Raw genomic sequence first — 25,268 nt, 5'->3', positions numbered from 1 at the left:
CGCGCGAAACGTGAGTTTTCCGTCATGGCCGACGGGCAACTTCACCTGGGAGCATGATTGTCCATCGGGTGGACGGGGGGAAAGCGGGATGACCACTGCGCACAGACGGGTTCGTGCGGCCATGATCGTTGCGACGGTGCTGGCGGCCGCCGGCTGTTCCGGCGGGGGCGGTGACGACGCCGCTTCCAACCCCTCCGCGACGACGACCGCGGCGGCCCCGGCCACCACCCCTTCGACGGCCTCGCCCACCCCTGCGGTCAAACCGTCGGACATCTACCCCACGAACGCGGCCGGCTGCCATCCGAACGCGAAGTGGAGTACGGCGAAGGCGGTGGACTGGGTCGACTGGGGGCAGGTCGGCACGCCCGCCCTGGGCCCGGGAGAGGTCCGGTTCCCCAAGTCCATGCCCGGCTTCGACGGGCCCCTGTGCGACCGGGTGACCGTCCAGGTCCAGTACTGGCGCGTCAACTACCGGCCGTCCAGCGCCACTTCGGCCGCCGACCCGCTTTCGAGGGAGGTGAACTACGACTACGCCCTGCAGTCCCTCAAGCGCACCGAACTGCACATCGACGGCCGCAAGGTCCACGACGTGAAGCCGCCGAAGGGCTTCGCCTCGGCCAAGGCCAGCCCCTGCGACGGCTTCCTGGAGGCGATCTACGTCGGCGCACCGCTCAAGAGCCGCGAACTGCCGACCAAGATCAGCACGGGCAACACGATCGTCGGCGACGGCGTCACCTTCCCGACCAAGCGCGTGGTCGATTACCACGTGTTCGCGCCGTCCGCGCCCCAGCTCTGCGACGACAACGGCATCCCCACGGCATCCCCCGCACCGTCCGGCTACCCGTCGTCCGGCTTCGGGCTGTCCACGCCGTCCTACCCCGCCTTCGACCTCACCCCGAAGAGCTGAGCGGCCGGGGGGCTACGCCAGCACGCGCGCCAGCGCGAAGCCGTCGTGGCCCTTGCTGCCCACCGTCTGCAGCGCCGTGCCGGTCAACCTCGCGTGGCTGCCGATCAGTTCGATCACGGCCCGGCTGCCCACCACGTCCGGCGAGGTGCTGCGGGCGTCGGCGACCTGGCCCTGCCGTACGACGTTGTCGACCACGACTCGTCGAACGCGAAGACGCGGTCGGGGAAGCGCGCCAGGACGTACTCGATGCGGTCGAGCTTGGCGTTGCGGTCCGGGTGACCCCTTCCAGGTCTTGGTGGGCTGGAAGGTGATGCCGCGGCGGGCGAGCAGGCACGGTAACGCCTCGCGGCCGATCCAACCGCCGAAACCGTCAACCCGGTGAACCTATGTGGTCAGGGCGCTAGTAGGGCTTGGTCAGGTCGGTTGTGGTGATGCGTGTCTTGGCGGCCCGGTTTGGCGTTGAGAGTGTGTGACTCCGGACGAGATTGCTGCGGTGCGTGGTGAGTTGGAGACATTCGCGGCGGAGGTGTTCGAGCCGTTTGCGCGCAAGGATCAGCGCCGGTGGGGGCAGGTCTATCTGCGGGGGCTGCTGACCGACGGGCAGCGTAAGTCGGTCGAGCCGATGGCTGCCCGGCTCGGGGAGGACGGCAATCGTCAGGCACTGGCCAACTTCATCACCACCAGCCCCTGGGACCCGGCGCATATCCGGGCACAGCTCGCCTGGCGGATGGAGGAGGCGATCGGGCCGGACGCCCTGGTCTTCGACGACACCGGGTTCCTCAAGGACGGGACGGCCTCGGCGTGCGTGTCGCGGCAATACACCGGCACCGCGGGCAAGGTCACCAACTGCCAGATCGGCGTCTCGCTCCACCTCGCCTCCGACCACGCATCGGCGGCGGTCAACTGGCGGCTATTTGTGCCCCAGAGCTGGGATCCCGCCGCGCCGAAGGCCGATGCTCTCAAGATCGCCCGCCGCAGCGCCTGCGGCATCCCGGACGATGTCGGGCATGTGGAGAAGTGGCAGCTGGCCCTGGACATGCTCGATGAGACCCGCTCCTGGGGACTCGAAGTGCCGCTGGCCATCGCGGACGCCGGATACGGCGACGCTGCCGCCTTCCGTCACGGACTGCAGGCCCGCGGCCTGAACTACGTGGTGGGGATCTCCACCACGCTGTCAGCCCAGCCCGCCGACGCGGTTTTGGTGGCCGAACCGTACTCGGGGTCCGGACGTCCGCCGGTGGCGAAGTATCCCGACAAGCCGCAGTCGGTGAAGGAGCTGGTCATCGCGGCGGGCCGGAAGGCGGCCAGGCCGGTGCAGTGGCGGGAGGGCTCCCGGCCCGGCACCGGCCGCTCGGGCCGCAAGCGGATGTACTCCCGCTTCGTGGCCCTGCGTATCCGGCCTGCCGGACGCGAGGTCCGCCAGGCCACCGACGGCCCGGAACTGCCCGTGTGCTGGCTGCTGGCCGAGTGGCCTGCCGGCGAGAGCGAGCCGGTGCAGTACTGGCTGTCCGACCTGCCCTCCGGCATGCCGTTGACCACACTGGTCCGCCTCGCCAAACTCCGCTGGCGCATCGAGCACGACTACCGGGAGATGAAACAGGCCCTGGGACTTGCCCACTTCGAAGGCCGGACCTGGAACGGATGGCACCACCACGTCACCCTCGTCTCCGTCGCGCACGCCTTCTGCACCCTGCAACGACTGGCCCGGCCCCCAAAAGACGCGGCGCCGGCCTGAGCCTCTACCAGGTCGTCCGCGAGCTACAGACACTCCTCGCCCTCTGGACCGGCGCCTGCCCCACCTGCCACCGCGACATACCCACACCCATACGGACCTGACCAAGCCCTACTAGTGCTGGATTCCGCTTTCGGTGGGTATAGCGGCTGGTAGCGGGGCAGTTGCGGGTACTCGGGGGCGGGTGCTGGCCGATGGTGTTACGGGCACGGCCGGGCCGTGACGAGGGCGAGCAAGCGGTGGTCCACCGTCTGGCTGCGGCCAGAAAAGCGCCGAAGGTTGTGGTGGAGCGGTGCCGGATGGTGGAACTGAGCTGGGAAGGGTGGCTGGTCCCGCAGATCGCCGACGAGCTGAGGTGCAGTCAGAAGACGGTGCGCCGGTGGCTGCACCGCTTCAACCGCTCCGGGCTGGAGGGGCTGGAGGATCTGGGCGGGCAGGGCCGCAAACGAAGGATCACCGAGGCTGAACGCTCCCGGATCATCGGCCTGGTCAAACAGACCCCGCCCGGCCGGCTCGAGGTCCAGCCGTCGAACGACATGTGGGCGCCCGACGAGGCCGGACCGGCGGAGTGGACCCTGGACGCACTGGCCGCCACCGCCCGGGAGCTGGGCATCCAGGTGGGCCGTTCCCAGGTGCGCAGGATCCTGCTGGCCGAGGGGGTGCGCTGGCGCCGCACCCGCTCCTGGACCCGGTCGAAGGACCCAGGCTTCGAGGGAAAAGGACGCGGATCGTCGAGCTCTACACCAGCCCGCCCGACGGCGCGACGGTGGTCTGCGCCGACGAGCTCGGCCCGGTGATCCCACGCACTTTCCCGCCGGCACCGGGCTGGTCGCCGGACGGACACCGCATCAAGAACGAGATCGACTACTCCCGCGGACCGGAGAAGACCTGGGTCTACGGTGCCCTGCGAGCCCGGGACGGGCAAGCGATCACACTGACCGCCACCTCCCGCAACAGCGCCTTCTACCAGCAGTTCCTTCAACTGGTCGAGGACGCCAACCCCGCCGGAGACATCTACGTGATCACGGACAACCTGTCCTCGCACAACAGCGTGTCCACCCGCACCTGGCTTGAGGACCACCCACGCATCAAGCACGTCTTCATCCCGGTCGGCGCCTGCTGGCTCAACCTCCAAGAAGGCTGGTGGCGCATTTTCCGCAAGACCGCCCTGGCCGGACGCTCCTTCGGCGACCGCGACCACATCACCCACGCCACCCGCGTCGCCACCGACCAACTCAACGCCCGCGCCAGACCATGGATCTGGGGCAGACCAGCCCCGCCCACCCGCCAACTGCGACGCCGATATGTGTACATCCAATGAGGAATCCAGCACTAGCAGCCTGAACCGCCCCGGCGGGTCGGCGCCGTGGTGTCCGCGGGCGCGGACGATTTCGGCGTGTCCGGTGATGAGTCCCGCAGACCGCCAAGCGCCAGGACCGTCATCATCACCGCGGCCCCCGCCGCCACACCGAAGCCGGCGTGCGCACCGCCCGTGTCCACCACCCGCCCCGCGACCGCCGCAGCGCCCGCTATTCCTGCCGCGCTTGCGGAGTTGCCCCAGGTGAACGCCTGGGTGAGGACGGCGCGCGGGACCGACGACTCGGTGAGGACGGAGGCGAGGATCAGGAGGACCGGCACGGCGAGTCCGGTCAGGGCGAGGGTGGCGGCGACCGCGAGGGGCGCGTCGAGGAAGGTCAGCGGGAGGCTCGCGAGGGTGAGGCAGGCGGCGGCTGCTGCCTGGCGGCGCCGGGGTGAGCCGCCGTGGCGCCATGCTCCGTAGGCCCAACCACCCGCCAGATTGGTGCAGTTGGAAGCGAAGTAGAGCAGGGCTGCCGCATCCGGCGTGCCGCGTCCGACGGCGTACGCAGCGACGGACACCTGCATCGCGCCGAAGAACACCCCGAGCGCGAGGCCGAGCGCAACCTGCCGCAGGAATGCGAAGCGGAGCAAGGCGCGTCCGGCGTGCCGGCGTTCGGCGTGGCCGGTGAGGGGCGGCATGGTGCGGCGCTGGGCGGCGAGGGCGAGCCCGCCGCCGACGACGAGCGCGGCGGCGAGCAGCACCCCGGCGCCCGGGCGTCCCGCCGCACCGAGGACGCTCACCAGGGCCGGGCCAGCCAGATAGGACACGCCGTTGGCGAGGGCCTCCAGAGCGAAGGCAGTGGGCAGCGCGGCAGCCCGTTCGCCGGACAGCAGGGCAGACCAGCGAGCGGCGGACAAGGCAGAAAGCTGGGGCAGCGTCGCCCCGACGAGCACACCGGCGACGAGGTCCGGAACGGCGCCGGCGAGCAGCAGCGCCACGGCCCCAGCATGTGCGACCAGCGCGCAGGGAAGCACCCGTGCCTGCCCGAACCGGTCGACAAGGCGCCCGATTTGGGGCCCGGCGACGGCGTCCGCGACAGCGAAGGCGCCGGTGACGAGACCCGCGGCGGCATACGACCCGGTGCGTGCGTGCACCAGCCAGACGATGCCGATGCCCGTCATGGCGATGCCCAGACGCCCGACAGCGGCGGGAAGGAAGAAGGCCGCGGCACCCGAAGTGCGCAGCAGGGTGCGGTAGTTCGCCGACGCCGAAGGCACGACGCATCCCTTTCGCCGCCCGGCGGGACACGCCACACGAGGTCGTCGGCGTCCGGATGTGCCGACCCATGGCTGCGCCTGAAGCCGTCCATTGGTGACGTGGAGCGGGGACGCGCACCCCACGCCGACTCCGTCACCGGGCAGATGTCATGCGGTAGTTGATGACCTCGTCAAGGATAGAGGAAGGGCTGGCAGTTATGGACTCCTGACCTGGCCAGCGAAGAGGAGGCAGAAAAGAGTCTCCCGATCCCTGCGGTCGTGGATCGTCACCCTGCCGCGGTCACAGCGTCACGCACGTGGCGGGATCGCAGATAGCCGCAGGACGCATGGTTGTTCGGCGAGGGGTTGTCCACTACGAAGTCGGCGATCACCTTCGCCGCGCCCCTGAAGTCGTCGGCCAAGGTGGTGTCCAGCGTGACGACATCGAGCGGGTCGGCGAAGTTCGTCCACAACCGTACCGGGGCGGGAATCCGCAGGGGCCGAGTGATGACGTCCTGGATCTCGGTGTAGCCCAGGGGCGAGCCCAGCGTGACGAACAGCGGGACCTCCTTGTGGGCGAAGTCGGCCTCGCTGAGCACCTCGTAGGCAACGACAGTCCCCAGGCTGTGGCTGACCACCGCGACAGGGCCGTTCACAGCGTCGAGGACCGTTCGCAGCCGGTCCCTGATCCTGTCCCGGGCGCTGGTGAAGAAGTACCCGTTGGCGTCCGGAATGAGGTGGCGCAGCAACTGCCGCAACAGGAAGCGCCGCAGCGGGGCGGGCAACGGCAGCAGCTCGGCGACGCCAGCGGCTGGGCGGGCACCCGCGGTCGGGGCGAGGCCCATCGGACTCGCGGCGCGGGCAGCCATGCTGATCGTCAGGGAGAGGGCGAACTCCTGCCCGTCCGGGGCCATCTTGCCGAACGTCTCGCGCGCCTCTGCGTCCTCGAGGAGTGCGGTACCGGCGAACGCGTCGGACACGAGTGCCCCCAGCGCACCGCTCGCGCTACATGCATCGGCAGCAATGGTGACCGGGCGGTCATGCAGCAGGTCGGCGTAGTGGACCATCCGGGTGCGATCTCCCATGTCCCGCTCGAACAAGTCCTCGTCCCAAGCCCGCTTGAGGTCAGGCTCCGCCGGTTTGTTGCCAGCACCATGCACATAGATGAACGTGATGGAGTTCGCGTTGAATTCCATAGCGGAAATCTCCCTTCCGATTTCCCGCCGCGGAGCGCGGTCGCGGGGAGCATCCCGCTCCAGCAGCTTCCGGTCAACCCGTCATAAAACGTAGTGAAGACAGACGCGGCTGCTCGTTCAACGCACTCTTGATTCCTGCGGTAACAAGAAATGAATCTTCCCTGACGGCCGGCCTGAATGATCCCGCATCGACGGCCAAAAGTGGGATACGGGATTCCCACTCCCCGGGGCTGGCCAACGTCCGCTCTCCGCAGGATGCTGCGAAACCCAGAGGCGTGAACCAGGGAGAAGTGACCATCATGCCCGACGACAAACGTGCACTCGATTATCTGCGGCAGTTCGGCTACCTCCCGGACGAAGTCGCCCTCGACTCTCCCCAGGGCCCGGCGGCCGTCCGGGCCTGCCAGGCCATGGCCCTACTGCCGGCCACCGGGGCAGTCGACGCCGAGACAGAGAAAGTGTTCGAACGACCGCGCTGCGGGTTCCCTGACCGGCAGGGTGCCCTTGAGGCCGGCATCGGCACCTTCGTTGCCTTCGGCACGGTATGGGATCACGCGATCATCACCTACCGCATCAACAATCTCTCCCCCGACTTGACCCCCGAGCGGCAACGCGGCCTAATAGCAGCGGCCTGGGATCGCTGGGCATCGGTGGTTCCGTTGGTGTTCCGAGAGACCAATGAGGAACCCGACGTAGAAATTCGATTCGGTGCGCGAGCACACGGAGACAATTTCCCGTTCGACGGGGCCGGAGGCGTTCTCGCACATGCGTTCTTTCCCCCGCCGAATGCCGGGGCGCTGGCCGGAGACGCGCATTTCGACGAGGACGAGACGTGGCAGGAGGGATTCGCCGCCCAAGGATTCGACCTGCTGACGGTCATGGTGCACGAATTCGGCCACTCGTTGGGCCTGGCGCACACCTCGGTGCCGAGTTCGACGATGAACCCCTTCTATCCGACACCGTCGGTCCCCGCGGCGGACGACCGCGCAGGAATCCGCTCGATCTACCGGCGCCACATTTGGGTCGCGTCGCTCTACCGCGACATACTCGGACGCCGCTTCGACGAGGGGGGACTCAACGGCTGGGTACGCGGCCTCTTCTCAGGGGCGAGCCCGCAGGATGTGGCGCGGGGATTCTGCTACTCGGAGGAGCACTCCGGGCAGATCGCCACGGATCTGTACTTCGCGCTGCTGGACCGGGCACCGGACGATGCCGGCCTGGCGGGCTGGCGCACCCAGTTGCAGCAGGGCATGGGACGCCAGTCGGCGATCGTCGCGTTCCTCGACAGCGCCGAGTACCGGGGCAAGTACCCGGCGGACGACGGGTTCATCGATTCGCTCTACCGCCGATTGCTCGGCCGTCCGCCAGACGCCGTGGGCTTCGACTTCTGGCGTCAGCGCATGCGGGATGGCATGCAGCGCTTCGAGGTCGTACGTGGCTTCGTGCTGTCCGAGGAATACTGCCGCAACTACAGCCGCGATCTCTACCAGCGCTTGCTGCGCCGCCAGCCGGATGCCGCGGGATGGCAGGACTGGACCGACCAGTTGATGCGCGGCCTCAACCAACAGGACGCCGTGATCGGATTCGTCGCTTCACCCGAATACCAGACCGCCGTCGAAAGCTGGTGGTAGGCGGAGCAACGCGGAACATCGGTCTCCACTCTTTCGCCGTTTTACCAGGCCGATGGTCCCGTATTCCCGCCCATCGTGACCTCTTGTACGCCGGCCTCACGGGCAGACCGTGAGTGCCGGCGCCCAGGGCCGTAAGAAGCGCTCCGCTCGGGATGAGGCTGGAGGTCCTGGCCATCTCCTGCTTGCCTGGTTCCCAGGTCGATACGCATAGTGACCGTTGAGTCCGGGGGGCGCCCGTGTTCACCGTTGTCTTGGAGACCGGGGCGGCCGCGCCCGGGCATGTGGTCGCCCTTCGTACCTCGAAGAACTGGAATGCGGACTTCCTGGCTGGTTCTCGGACGGGCAGTGGGTCTTCACTCTCGACGAGCGCGACTACGAGGACCAGCTGGAGTTCAAGCTCGTACTGGACCGCACCACCTGGATGGCAGGACCCAACCTCATCGTGGCGACGGCGCCCGGCGCAACGCACCGTTACACCGACGTCGAGGTCACCTTCGCTGCCGAGGGGACGGTGGGCGCGGAATCCGGCCGGGTGCAACGGGCCCTCGTCCAACCCGAGTACGACGAAAGCCACATCTATGACGTCATCGTCGTGGGCTCCGGCTTCGGCGGCGGGATCCTCGCTGACCAGCTCGGCAACCGGGGTGCGGACGTACTCGTACTGGAACTCGGGTCCTAACTGTTCCCCACCCATGTCGCCAATCTCCCCCGCCGACTGCGCACCAGAGTCTTCGACAAGCATGTATGAGGGCTGTGGCAGGACTCCCGTACGGTCAACTACACCAACGGCCCGGGATCCGACTTCCAGGGCGCCCAGGGGTTCAACCTCGGCGGACGGTCCGTCTTCTGGGGCGGCCTGATCCCGTTGCCGAGACCGTAGGCAGGTCTCAGCATTCCGGGCATTTCGGCCCGGAAGGTCCGTGTCGTCACCAAAGCGTGAGGGCTTCGGTTTGAGGACGGTCTCTCGTTTCCGTCTGCCGCCGGTGCGGCAGGGCTGCGCCACCTGGTCAGCCACAAGCCCCGTTCGCCAAGTCTCGCTCGATGTCTCAGTTAGCGGAAGGAAAAGCGTTCGGCGGCTTCGGCGGGTGTGACCCTTTGTCGGCGTCCGGGGACGTCGTGGACGGCTGCTGCGCCTTCCGAGCGCAGTTGGTCGGTGGTGGCGTCCCGCATCATGGTCGCGGCGTAGGCGCGGACATCCTCTGCAGTGACATCTGGGCGCCCCCGCTCGCCGTGCTGCTGCAGGAGGTTGGTCATGTCCGGGGTGAATCGCAGCATGGTCACCGGGGCGTTGAAGCGCCTGGCGATGGCGAGGAGTCGTGCGCGGGCCTGCGGGGTGACGTTCGTCGATTCGGCGACCGCGCTTCGTCCGGCGGCGAGCCTGGCAACGATCCTGCGGTCGCGTTCCTCGAAGACGCGTGCGTCCACCACATCGACGTCCGTTTCGGCGGGCGGGACGCCGAAAAGCTCCGCGCGGATCTCGTCGCTGGACACCACGGTTTCGGCATCGATCTGCCGCCGCTCGATCAGTGCCCGAACGAAACTGGTTTTGCCCGAGGCCGGTGGCCCGACGAGGACGACGAGTCCCACCGGCACCCGGATCAGCGCGTCGTCGGCGGACACGGGAGCGTCGGTCACCGTGCGGGACCGGTCGAGGTAGAGGCCGCAGGCGCAGTCCAGGGCCTGTTCGGGTGAGCCGGAGGGAAGTCCGGTGGGCAGGAAGTTGTCCTCATACTTGCCGCTGCTGGCGAGATAGAGCGCGAAGCCCCAGGTGTGCAGGACGCCGGTGAAGCGCAGACGACACAGCGGCAGCGGTTGATCCTCGCCCGGCAACTCGCCCGCCACGTAGGCGAATCCGGAACGGAAGCGCACCTGGACGCCGGTGAGCTGGGGCCAGTGCCCCTTGGCGTGTGCGCCCAGACGCAGGCGCAGGTGGTGCTGCATGGACTCGGGCGGGTTCTTCGGCACGAGGTCCATCCTGCATGGCCACTCCCCGGACAAGCCATGATCATCGCGCTGGAGAGGGCGGGTGGGTGCGCTGGGGATGGGCAGGGCGGTCGCGATGGAACTGGACGAGACGGCGCGCGGGCGCCTGATTCGCACGGCGGTCTCGCTCAAGGAACAGGTCAGGGCGGTCCTGATGGCGCGGATCGTCCTGGCAGCGGCCGACGGTCTGAGCATCGGAGCCATCGCGCGGGAACTGGCGGTTCACGTGAACACGGTCCGCAAATGGCACGGCCGGTTCGCCGCCCAGGGCCCGGAAGGACTGAAGGACGCGTCCCGCTCGGGTCGCCCCAAGACCCACGGACCACAGGTGGCGCTGACGATCGCAGCCACAGCCATCAGCGCACCCCCGCACCCCCGCACCCGGAAGCGGCCGGTCACACCGGACGATCGCCGCAAAGGTCGCCAGCGCCGGTTTCGCCGCTATCTCCGCCTCCCAGGTTGGCCGGATCCTGGCAGGCCTGGACCTCAAGCCGCACCGGGTACGCGGTTGGCTCACCCGCCGTGACACCCCCAACTTCTGGGAGCGCATCGCGGACGTATGCGACCTCTACCGCAACCCGCCCGAAGGAGCACTACGGGCCGGCCACACTGCCGCGAAGGGCAGCCGCGAACTGGCGCATCGACAGCCTCACCCGACGGACCACCATCGTCGGCAGACGAAACCACCGCCTCCACCCGGCCAAAAAGCGTCGGCTGGTTCACCGGTGCACTGTGTGGCTGCGAGGACTCAGCCCAGGCTGGCGAAGTTGCAGCGCGCACACGGCGGGAAACAACCACACACGCCCCGACGGACACCGGTGAGACATCAACTCCCTAGTTCAGAGAAGCCAGCCCGGGTTGTCAGTGGGCAGGAACGTCCCGAAGAGAGACTCGTACTCATCGCCCGACTCGGTCACCACCACGTGGCCCGGTTCGGTGCTGGTCACTGCGTCCCGCCAGAGCTTGCAAAAACCACGGGTCGCCGCCCGTCCTCGTCATGGCACAGAAAGAGGGTTCCGCCGGCCCAGTCACCAGCGATGGCCTCCAGCGCGGCACCCGAGGCCGCTCGGACCGCCTCACCGTGGTCGTTGCGGAAGATCCCGAACTCGAAGGACGAATGCAGCAGGTCAGCGATGCCGGGGGTGTCCCGGATCAATGCGAGCAAATGATCGGATGAGGTCACGGCGCGGACCCCAACAGGAGCCACTGACACGGCCCCAGGCCACTCGTTGAGATTGATCAACGGCCGGAAGCGGCAGCTGATCTGCGAGCATCGCAGCCTTGTCCTGCTGGTCATGGTCACCCCTGCCGACGCCCAGGACTCCCTGGTCGCCCGGGAGTTGCTGTTCCACCTCGCGTTCCTGCACCCGGAGATCGCCATCGTCAGGGCCGACTCCGCCTACGCCAAGAACCAGCTCATCCCCTGGGCGAAGAAGTCTTCGACATCACCATCAAGACGGTACGCCGCCCACCGAACACCAAAGGCTTCATCGTCCTCCTGCGCCGCTGGGCAGTTGAACGCTCCTGGTCATGCATCATGAGGGCCCGCCGGCACTGCCGCGACCACGAACGTCTCCCCGAAATGAGCGAATCACTGTTCACCTGGGCGGCCATTACCTTGATGAGCAGACGCCTCACCCGCCGAACGAACCGTCCCGCCAAACGCCGCGACGCCGCCCACGGCTATGTGATGCCAGAAGCTGCCTGACCGCTCAGCCATGCCCCGAATCACTGTCGCAGCAGGGCCGGTGATGGTCCTCTACCGCCCGGGCAGGGTGACGCCGCAGGCGACAGCTGTCTTCAAGCAACCCGTGGCTCTCCTCGGATATCAGGTGCGCCGTCCGCACGAGCTCCACGGCGCGCACCGTCGCGGCTCCAACCACTCCCCCAGTGCTTCCCACCGCGCTTTCACCACCACACCAACAGGCTTCCCGAAGTCGGGAACTGTCATCTCGGCGTCAGACACAGACTGTGAGGGCGGGCTGCGCCCGCCCTCACAGCGGCCTCGAAACACCGCTAGGACTCCGGAGCCGTGTACTTCGGGTTGGGTTTCCGAGCCGGAGCCTCAGCTGTTGGCCAGGGTGCGGTCGAGGAGGGGCAGCAGGCGGTCCCAATGGTGCTGCAGTGCGGCGGGGTTGAAGGCGTCGGTGTCGGACATGGTGAAGCCGTGGATGGTGCCAGGGTAGATCTCGGAGGTGTAGTCGACCTTCGCCGCGTCCAAGGCCTGGTTGAGCTCGCCCAGGCCTTCGGGCGTCAAGTCGCTCTCGGCATGGCCGAAGTGGACCTGGGCGGTGATCTCGGTGAGGGCGTTGGGCCCGTCCGCGCCTACGGGGCCGTGGAATGCGGCGACGCCGGCCACCTGGCCGGGGTGGGCCGCGGCGGTGCGCATCGCCAGGAGGCCGCCTATGCAGTAGCCGGTCACCGCGACCGGTCCGGCGGCGACCTCGGGTTGGGTGGTGAGGAACCTGAGGTAGGCGTCGGCGTCGCGCAGGACACGTTCGGCGGTGTGCGCCTTGATCAAGGGCATCAGCTGCGCGAAGACCGCGGGCCGGACCTCTTCTCCGATGTACTCGGGGAGCTCGATCACCGGTGCCGGGCCGTGCCGGTAGAAGAAGTTGGGGACGAGCACGTAATACCCGTGGCTGGCCAGTTCGCGGGCCATCTCCCGCAGCACGGGCCGGATACCGAAGCCATCCGCGTACATCAGCACCCCTGGGTGCCGCTCGCCACGGTCGGGGAAGGCGGCGAAAGCGTCGGCCTGGCCGTCCGCGGTGGGAATGTGCAGCATCTTGATCGGCATGAGTTCTCCTGTCGTGGTTGACGTATCGAGCTGTGATCAACACGACAGGAGGCGGAGCCCGCGCAGCAGCGCCAGATCCTCGATCCAACAGCGGGGCCGCACCGGCCCGTACGGCGCTCAGAGGAGCGCCGGGTCACCAATCCGTGTGTGGCGCAATGCCGTCCCGGTAGACATCGCCGCTTAACGTAGCCCACCGGACAGGATCGATACCAGTGCCCCCAACCCACAGCCCTGTTCGCAAGAATGATCTGCGGATCGATCCACCCCTCCAAGACCCCTGACAGCACCGGCGGCGCCGTCTGCGGCACGTGCTCCAGCACCAGAAGAGGCCCACGGCAGTGAGCCGTCCGTTTCACACCCTCCGGCAACTGCGCCAGCTACAGCCGCGGACGAGCACGGTCATCACATAGCTGCTGATGACTGCTGCGGACCACCTCCCGCAGGAAACCGACCAGCGCGGAAGTCCGTCCGATGACATCAAGATCACGCGTATGCCGTCGTGCACCGTCCACTGCCGTCCCCCTCGGCCGTTGGCAACACACCACACCGGAGCCCGCCCCCAGTCGAGGCGAGCAGACCAACGAAGAAGACCCAAGGCACCGTCAAACAGGTGGAGTTGGAGCGCGTACGGGGCGCGTCAGAGGTCTTCCTGTTCAGCGGAGTCAGATGTCGCAGGCGTCCTGCCAGCCGCACGCGCCGCAGATGACCAGGCGCAGGGCCCGGTCGCTGACGTGCTCGACGGTCGTGTACGGGCGCAGCCGGTCACTGCTCACGCCGCACTGCGGACAGGCCGCGAAAAGGCCCAGGCGGCCGAAGTCGCTGATGACCAAGACGTTTTCGGAGACGTTGCCCCGAACGGCGGGCGCGGGACCGCCGGTTGAACCGATGTGCACGATCATGGCCGCCGCCGCGTCTGTCATACGGTACGTGCCCCCCGCTAGGCGTACGTGGCGCAGGCTGCCCAGGGAGGGCGGCAGCGGCGTGTCGTCGAGGCGCACAGGCACGAGGCGGACCTCCCCGGTGCCGGTGAGCCCGCTCGGCAGGCCGGATTCCGCCAGGGCCTCGCCCCACACGCTTCCGGCGGCGGCCGACCACAGGACGACGACGGCGTCGTCCGTATCGGCGCAGGGGTTCGCCATACTGCGGGACGTAGGGGACTCGTCCGGGCCCGTCGTCCACGCGTCGAGTACGAGGTCGGCCCCGACACGCCTCAGCGCGGCCGCTAGCAAGGAAGCCGGTCGCTCGTCCTGTTGCTGGTACGAAAGTCGGGTGCGCATGAGCTCATGGTGCGCCACGGGGGCACGCCATGGCGTGCGCTTTTCGAACACCGGACCAGTTCGCCGACCGCCGTCAGGGAGTTGTGACCCGCGCTGGATTCGGTGCGAGTTCTTGCCGCAGAGCTGGGCTTCGGCTCGGGGATGACCTGCTGGCGGCGGCGGGACTGGAACGAGGCGGGGGTCTGGCAGCGCCCTCGGCTGCGCGATCATCTGCTGGCGACGCCTGAAGACCTCCGATAGGGCCGCTACGATCGACCGGTCCCCGACACGATGAGGATCCCAAGAAGGGAGAGGCGCCATGGCGGTGGGCGGACTACGGGACGTCTTGGCCGACTGGACCGACTACGACGGGGCAGGCTTCGAGCTCGGGAAGATCCTTGGGGTGTTTCCGGGTGACCAGTCGTTCGGCGGGGTCAAGCGGATGTTCTGGACGGACGGTTACCCGCTCGGTGAGATGCTCGTCGACGTCCTCGACCGGATGGCCGAGGCGGGCGTACTGCTGAAGAACGAGGACTTGCAGTACCGGTGGAACCCCGACGAGCCGAACCTGGCGCTCACGCAGGACGACGTTGAGAGGCGCGAGCGCACGTCCTGAACAGGAGGGCGTGACCGGCGCTTGGGGGGCCACCACACGCCCTCGTTACGCATCCCGACGCGCACGCAAACCACCTGTCGGGCAGTCTTCAAGTCGGCTCATTCTGCTAGGAGTCCTCAAGCGCCTGGACCTCGACATCCGGCTGGTACGGGCGGGCGGCTCAAGTGCCACGTCCTGGAAGATCTCCCACAGTCCGTCCGGCGTCAGCTGCTCAACTATGCCCATGCCAGAGCAACGAGCTTTGGTCCTCCCCGGCACCCTTTTACTCATCTGAGCCGGGCTGAGGGCACGGTCCGCGGCTGGGTCCGTCGCTTCCGCGGGCGGTCCGAGGAGGTTCGCCGGTACTTCACCGTCGCCCTGGTCGCGCTCGCCGACGACCCGGTGATGCCCGATCCGTCCGGCACCGCGCTGGGAGAAGCCGTCTCGGCCATCGCGGCCGCCCATCGGGCGCCCGCAACGTCCGTACCATCCAGGTCCTAATCGACCGCGAGTCCATCCTCACCGAAGCCGCCGCTGGCGGCGAACAGCCCTGGAAGTACTACGACCTGGGCGAGGGCTACTGCAGCTACGACTTCTTCGCCAAGTGCCCCCACCGCCTGGCCTGCGCACGCTGACCGTTCTACCTCCCCAAAGACTCCACCCGCGGTCAACTCCTGGCCGTCAAGGACGGCATCGACCAGATGCTCGAACAACTCGACCTCACAGATGACGAGCGCGAAGCCCTCGAAGGAGACCGCGAAGCGGTCACCGCCCTTGCCGAACGCCTCGCGGACACCCCCACCCCGCCGGCCCAACCCCCCGGGACCTCGGAACGAGCAGCGCCTTCGTCCCTCTGACCCGGCTCATGAGCACCGTTCCGACAAAAGCGCCGGGTGAGCACGACAAGCGAGATACCGATCGAAAATCTCCTGGCTATCAGGAGTGAAGGTCCACTGCTGCAGAGCCCGTCGCAGCTCGGACTCGGTCAGCCATCCGTGCCAGGCCACATCTCCCGGGTCGGGGGCGACGATCTCCGGAAGCACGGCATCGCACACCCCAAGCCAGTGAGGGCTGAGCCCACCCCGGTTGAGGAACTTGAACCGAAGGCACACCGCCGCCCGCACTCCCAGCTCCTCACTGAGCTCGCGGGCAGCCGCCTGCTCATAGGACTCGCCGACTCCCGCAGCGCCCCCAACCCCGAGTTCGTAGTGCCCTGGGAAACGGGACAACTGCTCGGCACGCCGATGGACGAGAAAGCGACCTTGCCTATCGCGGCACACCACCACGCCAACCCGGTGCAGCCAGCCCTCCCGAACAGCGTCCCGCCGACTGACTGCCCCCAGCACACGGTCCTGCGCGTCAACGCGTTCCACGAGTTCATCCATGACGCACACGATCGCAGCACCCACTGACACCCGCTCGGACTGCATTCCGTGATCGGAGTGGATGATGGTGCCGCCCGGCCGCGGGGAGCGGTTGCCGATGGCCATGGCCAGGGCGTTGGTGGTCAGCGCCGCGGTGGGTGAGGCGTCGATCGACCAGCCCACCACACGCCGCGAGAACGTGTCCAGGACGACCGTGCAGTACACCTTGCCCTCAAAGGTGGGATGCTCGGTGATGTCCGTGACCCATAACTGGTCCCGGGCATGACGGGTGAAGTTCCGCTCCACCAGATCGGCGACGGAGGGCGTCACGTGCTTGGCGCGGGTGCGCCGGTTGCCGGGCAGGCCGTGCAGGCCGGCGCGCTGCATCAGCAGCTCCACGGTGCCGTGGCTGACATGGATGCGCAGGCCCAGGCCGAGTTCGGCGTGTACCCGGCGGGAGCCGTAGGTGCCGCGGGAGGCGGTGTGGATGCCCACGATGGCCTCGGTCAGCCAGGCGTGCTTGACCAGGCGGTCCGATGGCGGCCGGTCCCGCCAGGCGTAGTAACCGGACTCCGCGACGTGCAGCACCCGGCAGGCCAGTTGCACCGGCAGGTCCTCACGGGCCATCACGCGGATGGCTTCGAACCGCCTTTTGGGGACGTCACCTCACCCAGCAGTTCGGCAGCCCGCCGGTGGATGGCCAACTCGGCCTCCAGTTCGGCGATACGTTTGCGGGCCACAGCGAGTTCGGACTGGTCGATGCTGTTCGTTCCGGGCAACTGTCCGGTGTCGATGAGGTGTTGGCGCCGCCAGACGTAGATCGTCTGGTCGCTGATGCCGAGGAGCTGGGCGACCTCGGCGACCTTCCTTCCGGATGTGACGAGATCGAGGACCTTGCGGCGGAACTCGGGCGGATAGCTGCGGGGCATCACGGCCTCCGAAGGCTGCTGGATCGTCAATTGTCCAGCAACCCGACTCCATTAAAACCGGGGCATACCACTCCATCAGACCCGGAGCGGTTCACTACCGTGGTGGTGGAGGAGTGTAGGCCCACCGCGCACGGTCGGCCTCGTCGACAACCGGCCACACCCGGCACCAGCCCCCTTCGTCCCAAACCCCTTGCTGTTCCGAAAGATCAGCACCCTGCAGCCCGCAATGCCATGTGCTGCACAACCCCAGCTTCACTCGAAACGAACCGCACCCTTTTCGCTTCCCCGGTCCCGGTCTGTCGCGGGGAGGGCGTTGTCGATGAGGACGGCGGCGATGGCGGCGGCGGCGGGGAAGGATTCGGCGTTGAGGACTCGAGTGCGGGCCGAGGCGCCATCGAGGAGCAGCGCCAGTTGTTCGCCGAGCTGTTCGGGGTTGGTGGCGCCGGCTTCGCGGGCCGTTTCAGCGAGCCGCGCGGCGATGGCGAGCTTGTAGTCGCGTGCGTATTGGGACGCGGGATGTTGGGGGTCGTGGATTTCGACGGTCGCCGCGATGTAGGGGCACAGGGGCGTGAGCTCCTCTGGGCCGGATGCGGGGACCTCGAAGGCGGCGAGGAGTCGTTCGCGGGGCGTGAGGTCGGTGCGGTCGAACACTCCGGCCATGATGTCGGGATCGAATCGGCGCAGGTATTCGGCGACCAGGTCGTCCTTGCCGGTGAAGTGCTGGTAGGCCGTGCGCTTCGAGACCTGGGCCACTGCGCAGAGTTGGTCCATGCCGGTGCGGTTGATGCCCTGAGCGCGGAACAGTTGCTGTGATGCGCTGAGGATGCGCTCGCGCGCACCCCTGCCGCGGCGCCGGCCTTGGGGGCCCTTCTCCAGCTTCGTCATGACTCCACCATAGCCCAGTGCGGTACCGCTCGGTGTACATAGCTTGCGTTCCCGCTGACCGCCGGATACGTTTAAGTACACAGCTCGGTGTACAAAGGAGTGATCGTGGGAAAGCTCGATGGCAAGGTAGCGGTGATCACGGGCGGGTCGACTGGCATGGCACTGGCCGGCGCGAAGCTGTTCGCCGAGGAAGGGGCTCATGTCTTCATCACGGGCCGGCGGCAGGAGGCGCTGGATGACGCCGTCAAGGTGATCGGCCGGAACGTGACCGCCGTGCAGGGTGATGCGGCCGACCTGGACGACCTGGACCGTTTGTACGAGACGGTCAGGCGCGATAAGGGCTCGATCGACGTGCTGTGGGCGAGTGCCGGTATGGGTGAGCAGGGCAAGCTCGGCGAGATCACCGAGGAGCAGTTCCATCGCGCGTTCTGGCTGAACGCGCGCGGCACGCTGTTCACGGTGCAAAAGGCGCTGCCGCTGCTCAACGACGGTGGCTCGATCTTCATGACCGGGTCGAACGCTTCGCTCAGGGGCTTCCCCGGCTGGAGTGTCTATGCGGGGAGCAAGGCCGTGCAACAGGCGTGGGCCCGTGTGTGGCTGAACGAGCTGAGGGACAGGCGGATCCGGGTGAACGTGCTGACCCCCGGCCAGGTCGCCACGGCCAAGCAGGAGGAGTTGTTCGACGAGGAGACGAAGCGGCAGTTCGAGTCCCTGATCCCGCGGGGCAAGATGGGCCGCCCCGAGGAGATCGCGACGGTCGCGCTGTTCCTCGCCTCGGACGACTCAAGCTATGTGAACGGGCTGGAACTGACCACCGACGGCGGCACCACGGTGATCTGAACGGACACACCAGGTGACCATAGGGTGGCGCCCGCTGCCGTCCGCCGTCGAGATGCAGGGGCACCCTGCGCATGTCCTCGGCATGCAGCCCTGGGAACTGCCCACGAACGGGGAGTAACGATCATGGATGCCCTCGTCCCATGCCTGTGACCTCCTTGGAACAGGTCATCGAGGGGCAGGTACACGCATCCCGACCTACCGGCGGAATATCAGCCGGGGGTCCGACTGGATGCCGGCATCCAGTCGGACCCCCGGCTCCTCCGCCAGCGCCGAGCTCTGCGGCTCACCCAGTTGGGTGACTCGACACAAACGAAACAAAGCGAAAGTTCGAGAACAAGGAAGAGAGCACACCTCATGAGCAGCATCAGCATCATCGGCACTGGGAACATGGCCCGTACCATCGGCGCGCTGGCGGTAGCGGGCGGCAACACCGTCGAGGTCATGGGCCGCGATCACTCCAAGTCCGCTGACCTGGCCAAGGCTCTCGGCGGCGGCGCCACGACGGGAGAGTGGGGCGCCGTCCCGGCCGGGGACATCGTCATCGTGGCCCTGTTGTTCGACGGCGTCGTTCCGGCCGTCGCCCACTACGGAGACGCCCTCGCGGGCAAGGTCATCGTCGACATTAGCAACCCCTTCAATTCCACGTTCGACGGTCTGGCCCACCGCGAGGTCACTTCGATCGCGCAGGAAGTCGCCAAGGTGGCCCCGGCCGGTGCCAGCGTGGTGAAGGGATTCAACACCGTCTTCCGTCATGTCCTGGAGAACGGCCGGCCCGACGTCTTCATCGCTGGCGACAATGCGCAGGCCAAGGCGGGCGTGGAGGCGTTCATCAAGAGCCTCGGGATGCGCCCGATGGACGCCGGTGGCCTGGAAATGGCGCACTGGCTGGAAGGAGCGGGTGTGCTCACGATGGGCCTCGCCCGCCACGGGGTGGGGGGCTGGGACTTCGCCCTCGGCGTCACCGAACTTCCCGCCTGAGCTGCACCGGAGGAGATACTCGCGATGAAGCCTGGAGCTGCTTTGGCGACGTCACCGATCGTGCGTGGGCTGGCGGTGACATGGCGTAGGGCCCGCCACCGACCAGTCATCAGCACCCTACAGCCCGCAATGCAATGTGCTGCATACCCCCAGCTTCACTCGAAACGAACCGCACCCAACTCCGCCCACCTGCGCGGCTACTTGCTGGCCGCTGTCTCTCATATGCGCGAAGGGCTGTGCACGGCAACGGCCCGCGTCGTTCTTGCGGCCACGCCTACCCCTACTCGCCGAGATGGGAGACGACCGCACACGCTTCGCTAACGCAGCCTCGCTGAAAGCGCATGCCGGGTCCGTACCGGTGACCCGTGCCTCGGGCAAGACCCGCGCGGTGCTCGCTCGCAAGGTCAAAAATCAGCGGCTTGCGGCCGTCGGATACGTGTGGGCCTTCTCCGCACTCACCAAGTCACCTGGCGCTCGGGCTCATTACGACCGCAGACGTGCTACAGGGAACGGCACACCGCGGCCCAGCGCAACCTCTTCAACCGAATGCTCGGCTGCCTCCACCACTGCCTGTCACACCAGGTCCCGTTCGACGAGGCAACCGCCTTCGCCACCTCCCCACAGACCACCCAGATGCCCACTGCTGCTTGACGCATCAGGCGCATCGGATGTCTACCGACTCGCGCAGACCCGGGCCCGGGCCGAACAAGCAGCCACAGTCTGACCGTGGACGATCACGTCATTCCCCAGGAGCTGGCCTATGGGCCTTCGGGCGGAGTGTCCATCCTGCGGGCATTGGAAAACCGTTCGACGAGCCGGACCGGACCGACCATGATCCGCACTCGTGACGGTGCACAAGCAGTTCCTGGTCCGGGCCGCGGCCCGCAACAACGCCGAGTGGTGCGCGGTGATGAGCCGATCGCACGGCCTGGCGGGCGCGTTCGAGCCACAGGTCTGGGCCGCCCCAGCCCGCACGCCGCTGTTCTATCCCGACGCGGTGACGCTGGTGCCAGGCGCCGACCCGGCCGCGTTGGCAGCCCGGATCGACACCAGCGCGCCCGGCGCCTCCGTCAAGGACAGCTTCGCCGACCTCGACCTGACGGGAGCTGGCTTCCGGGTGCTGTTCGAGGCGCAGTGGATCCACCGTCCGGCGAGCGCGCCCGACACCACGCCGGATCTCGCCTGGCACGTGGCGGGCGACCCCGACACGCTGCACGCCTGGGCACTGGCCTGGGACAACGGTAACGGCAACCCTGACCTCTTCCGGCCCGAACTGCTCGACGACCCAGCCACCTTCGTACTCGCCGGACGCTCCGCCGACGGCCGGGTGGTCGCCGGCGCGGTGGCGAGCCACAGCGACCAAGTGGTCGGAATCTCCAATGTCTTCGCGTTGGACGGCGGCCCTGACGCGGCCTGGCCAGTCGTGCTGGACGCGGTGCACTGGCTGTTCCCCACCCTGCCGGTGGTCGGCTACGAGCACGGCGAGCACCTGGCGGCCGCCGTTCGCCACGGCTTCGAGCCGGTCGGTCCACTGCGGATCTGGCTGCACGGCTAGGTCGGCTCGGGCGCCCGAACTCCCCTCACGACCATCATCCCCATGGGACACCGTGACCGCGAACGTTCTGACCCCCCGGCCGGCGCTTCGCGCCGGAGAATGCTCTCCAACGGCCTGCTGACACCCCGACCACGCGTCCAAGTGACATCGAAACTCACCGATATTCAGCGGCTCACAGGACCTCGGGTGACATCCGAACTCATCAACAAACGATACTCGTTGAGAGAGGCGCAGCCACTCGTGAACGCCGGAGTCCCGCCGTAGCTGGTGTTTTCGTCTCACTGACGGCTGATTGCCCGTGAGATGCCAGCGGTGACGGTAGTGGCGAGGACCCAGCCGGCAGCGGTCAGCCCGTAGGCGAGCCATTGACCGATGCCTCGTGGCGCGAAAGCCGCTTCCTGCCCGAAGGTGACGATGGGGACCAGCAGGTCGAGCGTGTAGAAGACGGCATTGAACGGCGGTGCCTTTCCCGCATCGAGCGGTGCGGGGCAATGGACTGCGAAGAAGATCGCACCACAGGCGAGAAGAGCCATGAGCCAGAGACCGGCGCGCAGAGGCCGGTAGCCGTAGCCGACGGTCGCGTCCTGGATGTGACCCCAGACGCGGATGTGCGCAGGAAGCGTAGCGCGCCGATGGCGTTGCTTCGCCAGCAGCACCGTGCGTGCTTCGTCCTCGTGTCCGAGCCGCCGGTACGCGGCTGAGAGCTGTTCGTACGGCTGCGGGAGGTAGCCGTCGGTGCCGCGCCGGAGCCAGTCGAGCCGTTCGGCCGCTGCCAGGGGGGATGCGAGGGCGTCGTAAGTGGTCTCGGCCAGCCGGATATCTGCCGGCCAGGTGTCGGGGTTGTCGTACAGGGTGCCCAGTTGGGCGTTGCGCGCGTCGACGGTGCCATCGATCGGCCGCCGGGTACGCAGATCGGTCTCCCGGGCTTGGGCCATCCGCAGGGACAAGGCGGTCTCGCCAGGATGTGTGAGCGTGGTGTCGCGGAAGCTGAGCTGCGTACCGATGTTGCTGCCGTCAAGTTTGATGCCGCCGTTGACGGCGAGGCCCCGACCGAGGTCGAAATTGCGGGTGACATGAACGTCGACAGCCTCCAGCGCAACGTCGCCGGCGTTGTTCAGCACGGCGCCGCAGAAGCCGATCGCGGCCGAGACCGTGGCACCGGACAGGATGATCCGCCCCTCGGCTCTGAAGCCCGGGTGGAAGGTGAAGTCCTCGGTGATCTGGACATGGTAGGCGTCCAGTGCGTTGCCGCCGGGGTTGTTCAGGGAGGCGCCCTCCAGGTCGAACTCACCGTCGACGGAGGCACCGGATACGCGGAATCCTCCCTGGACAGCCAGGTTGCTGCACAGCGCGTCACCGTCGATGGCCGCATGGACCGCGGATATGGCCTCGGCCCTCGGTGCCACTATCACGGTGTCGCGGAGGTCCAGGTCACCGTGGATCTCGGCGCGGTTCAGTATGAGGGGCCCAGACAGGTGGCATCGGGACAGCACCAGTCGGCCGTCGATCTGGGCGGTGTCGGCGGCAAGGCCTGGCAGAGAGCTTCCCGGGAGGGCCAATTCGCGGAGCCTGGCGCCTTGTAGCAGGGGTACTTCGTCGAAGCGGCAGTCGGCCAGGACAACCGGCATGGCAATCTCGGCGAATCGCAGATCCAGACTGCCTGTGATGCGAGCGCCGGTGAGGCGGAGTGCCGGGCGGTCACCCGGGGTGGGATCGGCACCGGCACCCAGCAACAGCGCCTCGATGACGTGGGCCCGTACCGTGAATTCAGCCGATGACGTGCCGTCGCGGACATCGACGGCAATGCCCTGCGTGAAGGAGTTCCACAACTGGCGTTCAGCAGCACCAAGTTCATCGAGACGCATGATCGACGATCATTCCGGTGCGGACCTACCCACGACAAGACCTGACAGCCGACCTCGCGGACGAGGCAGCCATGGGCACGCTAGCGCGGAGCATGTCCCTTCACGCAACCTTCTTGTGGAGTCGTGATACCCGGTGCCGCATGCTGCTTCAGCAGGTCAAGCTGCCCCGAACAGCGATGATCCCGCTTGCCGTTCCTCTCTGCGTCGGTGGCGGGCCTCCGAACCCAAACGAGGGCCGTCAGGCCGTTTCCGCGGTGCTGTCCTTCGGGTACGGCAGTGCAACTGAGCGCTACTCTGCCTACGCCGTGTGCGTTCGGCTCGGGGCGGCACAGGGGGCGAGCATGAGTGATTGGTTCGGCTTGTACTACCGGCACGTGCACTTTGAGGACGAGCGCTGGCTGAAATTGACGGCGCTTTACTGGGACCGGTTTTACCGGTTCCACGTCCCCCAGCACACCGATACCCTCCCCAGCATCTCGCGCACCGAGATCAAGCTGTTCGAGGACAAGTTCCTCCGGGATGTGGTTCCTCAGCCTTGGGATGTTCAGCAAGCCGCGGAACTTCTTCTCCAAGCGCTGGACAGCATCGACCTGTCGCGTTACTCGGTCTTGCCGACGGACGCCCCGGGCCTCTCCGCCCTTCGGGACGACCTGGCGGCCTGGAAGGCGCCGGATTGGCTCATCGAACGGCTCACCGGCCTTGGGCTTGCCGCGCAGTCGACTGAAAGCCTCGGTCGGATCCAGATGCATTCCACTCTGGCCGACGCCTACATGCTTCTGCTGGGTTCGCAGGCAGCACCGGGGTACGGTGCCGTGCCGTTGACAGAGGACGTGTTCGATCACGCGGGAACCGCACGTGCGGCGCGACGCCTGGTGGCTGGCGTGCTAGGCCAGTCCGCACCTGAGTTGGAGGTCGACGAGCGAGCGGCTCTTCTGGTCAACCTTTCGGTGGCGGCCGTGCTGCCGCGCGACCTCGATGCCATTGCGGTGGACCGCATCATTCAATTCAAGCGCCGGTACGCCGGGGAGCGCGCCAGATTCAGGGACGCGGTCGACGTGATGGTCACGGAGGCCGCACAACTGGACCGGATCACGGAACGAGAAGTGCTGCTCGACCACTTGCAGACGCGCTTCGACACCCGCATCCGGCCAGCCTTGGAGGACCTCCAGCGGGCCATGCGTGGTCAGCGGATGGAGACAGCGTGGGGGGCAATCAACGTGCAGGTGGCCGCACCGCCAGTGATGACCAGCGCGCTCGCGGTGCTGGCGACGCAACCGTCCATCGAGCAGTCTGCGGCCATCGGTCTGGGTGGGTTCGCCATCGGAGTCAGCGCCGCGGCGCTGCAACACCGACGACGGCGAGAACAAGAACTGGGCGCGTCTCCCATGGCGTACCTGCACCAACTCCAGACGGGCCTGGCACCCCTCAGCCTCACCGAACGCGTCCACGCGGCCGCACGACGACTTGCACCGCCACGCCTCCCCACGTGAGCCTGACGATGCCCTTGTAGAAGAGGTGGCATTCTGGCGCTTGGTCACATGCGACCACAAGAAGTGGACCAGAGCCCACTCTCTACTCCAGCTGTAGATCGTGATGTGCCATGGTCTTGGGGCTGTCTGCCGCTGATGGAAACTCAGGTGGCCTCGGCGCGCCGTCTGGGTAGAGTTGCGCAGGTGCCCGAGCTGAAGCAGCTGGCTGCTGGCCATGCCCCTGCGGTCCTGGCCTTCGAGCTGGCGAACCGTGCCTACTTCGCTGCCTCGGTCTCCGACCGAGGCGACGAGTTCTACAACCAGTTCGCCGACCGGCACCGCGCCTTGCTGGCTGAGCAAGAGGCTGGCATCTGCGCCTTCTACGTGCTGGTCGCCGAGGACGGCTCGGTTCTGGGCCGGTTCAACCTGTACGACATCGAGGGCGGCACTGCCAACCTCGGCTACCGGATCGCGCAGCACGTCGCCGGCCGCGGCGTGGCGACCGCGACCGTCCGAGAGCTGTGCCGGTTGGGGGCGGCGCGGCACGGGCTGCGCACACTGCGGGCAGCCACCGCCGACGCCAATGCCGCGTCCCAGAAGGTGCTGACCAAGGCCGGGTTCGTCCCGGTCGGACCGGCCGACCCGGCCGGCCTCGGCGGTAAGCCAGGCACCTGGTATCAGCGCGACTTGGCACTTCAGCCGTAGACCGTGATCTTGCCGGTGGACC

The 25,268-nt window shown here is 67.6% G+C and carries 24 protein-coding genes and 5 pseudogenes; 16 read left to right on the top strand and 13 right to left on the bottom strand.

All coding sequences use genetic code 11. From position 1 onward, the window contains the following. The first annotated feature begins 121 nt into the window (after positions 1-121). Positions 122-907 (top strand): hypothetical protein, encoded by a 786-nt coding sequence (locus tag OG303_RS49595; protein ID WP_405876741.1) that lies wholly within the window; start codon positions 122-124, stop codon positions 905-907. Between the two features lie 12 nt (positions 908-919). Here the strand turns inward: OG303_RS49595 and OG303_RS49590 are convergent. Both OG303_RS49590 and OG303_RS49585 read right to left on the bottom strand, forming a co-directional pair. Next, positions 920-1,105, bottom strand: a pseudogene (locus OG303_RS49590) (methyltransferase); the annotation flags it as partial. Next, positions 1,105-1,261, bottom strand: a pseudogene (locus OG303_RS49585) (IS630 family transposase); the annotation flags it as partial. The pseudogenes OG303_RS49590 and OG303_RS49585, both read right to left, overlap by 1 nt. Before the next feature lie 115 nt (positions 1,262-1,376). Here OG303_RS49585 and OG303_RS49580 point away from each other — a divergent pair. From OG303_RS49580 to OG303_RS49570, 3 genes are all read left to right on the top strand, one after another. Beyond that, on the top strand, positions 1,377-2,642 hold the full coding sequence (locus OG303_RS49580) for an IS701 family transposase (protein ID WP_405876739.1): 1,266 nt from the start codon (positions 1,377-1,379) through the stop codon (positions 2,640-2,642). Between the two features lie 191 nt (positions 2,643-2,833). After that, positions 2,834-3,436, top strand: coding sequence for a helix-turn-helix domain-containing protein (locus tag OG303_RS49575; protein ID WP_405876737.1), 603 nt, complete (start codon positions 2,834-2,836; stop codon positions 3,434-3,436). Continuing rightward, the gene (locus OG303_RS49570) at positions 3,406-3,960 is read left to right on the top strand and encodes a transposase (RefSeq protein WP_405876735.1); all 555 of its coding nucleotides are present in this window, start codon (positions 3,406-3,408) and stop codon (positions 3,958-3,960) included. Before OG303_RS49575 ends, OG303_RS49570 begins: the two co-directional genes overlap by 31 nt. Positions 3,961-3,971: 11 nt before the next feature. Here OG303_RS49570 and OG303_RS49565 read toward each other — a convergent pair whose 3' ends face one another. After that, positions 3,972-5,216: an MFS transporter gene (locus OG303_RS49565; RefSeq protein WP_405876733.1), complete on the bottom strand. Its 1,245-nt coding sequence runs from the start codon at positions 5,214-5,216 to the stop codon at positions 3,972-3,974. 266 nt (positions 5,217-5,482) lie between these two features. Next, the gene (locus OG303_RS49560; RefSeq protein WP_405876731.1) at positions 5,483-6,391 is read right to left on the bottom strand and encodes a hypothetical protein; all 909 of its coding nucleotides are present in this window, start codon (positions 6,389-6,391) and stop codon (positions 5,483-5,485) included. A 299-nt stretch (positions 6,392-6,690) separates the two neighbouring features. Here OG303_RS49560 and OG303_RS49555 point away from each other — a divergent pair, with 299 nt between their 5' ends. Both OG303_RS49555 and OG303_RS49550 read left to right on the top strand, forming a co-directional pair. Further along, on the top strand, positions 6,691-8,022 hold the full coding sequence (locus tag OG303_RS49555; protein WP_405876729.1) for a DUF4214 domain-containing protein: 1,332 nt from the start codon (positions 6,691-6,693) through the stop codon (positions 8,020-8,022). 217 nt (positions 8,023-8,239) lie between these two features. After that, a complete protein-coding gene (locus tag OG303_RS49550) occupies positions 8,240-8,701 on the top strand; it encodes a hypothetical protein (protein ID WP_405876727.1) in 462 nt (153 codons plus the stop codon). 371 nt (positions 8,702-9,072) lie between these two features. Here the strand turns inward: OG303_RS49550 and OG303_RS49545 are convergent, their stop codons facing one another. Beyond that, positions 9,073-9,996 (bottom strand): AAA family ATPase, encoded by a 924-nt coding sequence (locus tag OG303_RS49545; RefSeq protein WP_405876725.1) that lies wholly within the window; start codon positions 9,994-9,996, stop codon positions 9,073-9,075. Positions 9,997-10,081: 85 nt separating this feature from the next. Here OG303_RS49545 and OG303_RS49540 point away from each other — a divergent pair, with 85 nt between their 5' ends. Next, a complete protein-coding gene (locus OG303_RS49540) occupies positions 10,082-10,531 on the top strand; it encodes a helix-turn-helix domain-containing protein (protein ID WP_405876723.1) in 450 nt (149 codons plus the stop codon). Between the two features lie 417 nt (positions 10,532-10,948). On the opposite strand, the gene OG303_RS49535 is transcribed toward OG303_RS49540, so the two are convergent. Then, positions 10,949-11,188 carry a hypothetical protein gene (locus tag OG303_RS49535; RefSeq protein WP_405876721.1) on the bottom strand — a complete coding sequence of 80 codons (240 nt, stop codon included), beginning with the start codon at positions 11,186-11,188 and terminating at the stop codon, positions 10,949-10,951. A gap of 46 nt (positions 11,189-11,234) precedes the next feature. Between OG303_RS49535 and OG303_RS49530 the strand changes: the two genes are divergently transcribed. Further along, the gene (locus OG303_RS49530) at positions 11,235-11,546 is read left to right on the top strand and encodes a transposase (protein ID WP_405876719.1); all 312 of its coding nucleotides are present in this window, start codon (positions 11,235-11,237) and stop codon (positions 11,544-11,546) included. Positions 11,547-12,070: 524 nt separating this feature from the next. Here the strand turns inward: OG303_RS49530 and OG303_RS49525 are convergent. Next, the gene (locus OG303_RS49525) at positions 12,071-12,805 is read right to left on the bottom strand and encodes a dienelactone hydrolase family protein (RefSeq protein ID WP_405876717.1); all 735 of its coding nucleotides are present in this window, start codon (positions 12,803-12,805) and stop codon (positions 12,071-12,073) included. 662 nt (positions 12,806-13,467) lie between these two features. Further along, positions 13,468-14,082, bottom strand: coding sequence for a toll/interleukin-1 receptor domain-containing protein (locus tag OG303_RS49520; protein ID WP_405876715.1), 615 nt, complete (start codon positions 14,080-14,082; stop codon positions 13,468-13,470). A gap of 111 nt (positions 14,083-14,193) precedes the next feature. Here OG303_RS49520 and OG303_RS49515 point away from each other — a divergent pair. After that, positions 14,194-14,292 (top strand): annotated as a pseudogene (locus tag OG303_RS49515) (IS5/IS1182 family transposase); the annotation flags it as partial. 88 nt (positions 14,293-14,380) lie between these two features. Then, the gene (locus OG303_RS49510; protein WP_405876713.1) at positions 14,381-14,677 is read left to right on the top strand and encodes a hypothetical protein; all 297 of its coding nucleotides are present in this window, start codon (positions 14,381-14,383) and stop codon (positions 14,675-14,677) included. An 842-nt stretch (positions 14,678-15,519) separates the two neighbouring features. Here the strand turns inward: OG303_RS49510 and OG303_RS49505 are convergent. The 4 genes and pseudogenes from OG303_RS49505 to OG303_RS49490 all read right to left on the bottom strand — a co-directional run bounded on the left by OG303_RS49505 (position 15,520) and on the right by OG303_RS49490 (position 17,834). Next, positions 15,520-16,041 carry an NUDIX domain-containing protein gene (locus tag OG303_RS49505; RefSeq protein WP_405877867.1) on the bottom strand — a complete coding sequence of 174 codons (522 nt, stop codon included), beginning with the start codon at positions 16,039-16,041 and terminating at the stop codon, positions 15,520-15,522. Positions 16,042-16,092: 51 nt separating this feature from the next. Beyond that, a pseudogene (locus tag OG303_RS49500) lies at positions 16,093-16,647 on the bottom strand (IS3 family transposase); the annotation flags it as partial. Then, complete coding sequence (locus OG303_RS49495) at positions 16,647-16,949, bottom strand: transposase (RefSeq protein ID WP_405876711.1); 303 nt, start codon at positions 16,947-16,949, stop codon at positions 16,647-16,649. The pseudogene OG303_RS49500 and the gene OG303_RS49495, both read right to left, overlap by 1 nt. 252 nt (positions 16,950-17,201) lie before the next feature. Next, positions 17,202-17,834, bottom strand: a complete 633-nt coding sequence (locus OG303_RS49490; RefSeq protein WP_405876709.1) for a TetR/AcrR family transcriptional regulator — start codon at positions 17,832-17,834, stop codon at positions 17,202-17,204. Between the two features lie 105 nt (positions 17,835-17,939). Between OG303_RS49490 and OG303_RS49485 the strand changes: the two genes are divergently transcribed. The 4 genes and pseudogenes from OG303_RS49485 (at position 17,940) to OG303_RS49470 (ending at position 21,207) form a co-directional block, all read left to right on the top strand. Then, positions 17,940-18,674 (top strand): SDR family NAD(P)-dependent oxidoreductase, encoded by a 735-nt coding sequence (locus OG303_RS49485; RefSeq protein ID WP_382123931.1) that lies wholly within the window; start codon positions 17,940-17,942, stop codon positions 18,672-18,674. Between the two features lie 354 nt (positions 18,675-19,028). Further along, complete coding sequence (locus OG303_RS49480) at positions 19,029-19,652, top strand: NAD(P)-binding domain-containing protein (RefSeq protein WP_355776511.1); 624 nt, start codon at positions 19,029-19,031, stop codon at positions 19,650-19,652. A gap of 280 nt (positions 19,653-19,932) precedes the next feature. Beyond that, positions 19,933-20,303, top strand: a pseudogene (locus OG303_RS49475) (transposase); the annotation flags it as partial. A 193-nt stretch (positions 20,304-20,496) separates the two neighbouring features. After that, positions 20,497-21,207, top strand: coding sequence for a hypothetical protein (locus OG303_RS49470; protein ID WP_405876707.1), 711 nt, complete (start codon positions 20,497-20,499; stop codon positions 21,205-21,207). A gap of 278 nt (positions 21,208-21,485) precedes the next feature. On the opposite strand, the gene OG303_RS49465 is transcribed toward OG303_RS49470, so the two are convergent. Further along, positions 21,486-23,072 (bottom strand): oxidoreductase, encoded by a 1,587-nt coding sequence (locus OG303_RS49465; RefSeq protein ID WP_405876705.1) that lies wholly within the window; start codon positions 23,070-23,072, stop codon positions 21,486-21,488. A gap of 140 nt (positions 23,073-23,212) precedes the next feature. Between OG303_RS49465 and OG303_RS49460 the strand changes: the two genes are divergently transcribed. Next, positions 23,213-24,562: a DUF6236 family protein gene (locus OG303_RS49460; RefSeq protein WP_405876703.1), complete on the top strand. Its 1,350-nt coding sequence runs from the start codon at positions 23,213-23,215 to the stop codon at positions 24,560-24,562. Positions 24,563-24,745: 183 nt separating this feature from the next. Further along, a complete protein-coding gene (locus tag OG303_RS49455) occupies positions 24,746-25,246 on the top strand; it encodes a GNAT family N-acetyltransferase (RefSeq protein WP_405876701.1) in 501 nt (166 codons plus the stop codon). Positions 25,247-25,268: the final 22 nt, after the last annotated feature.

This window comes from Streptomyces sp. NBC_00005, from assembly GCF_045160215.1.
Lineage (GTDB): Bacteria > Actinomycetota > Actinomycetes > Streptomycetales > Streptomycetaceae > Streptomyces.
Note: the sequence above shows the minus strand (reverse complement) of the source record. Positions and strands in the feature narration are given on the sequence as shown.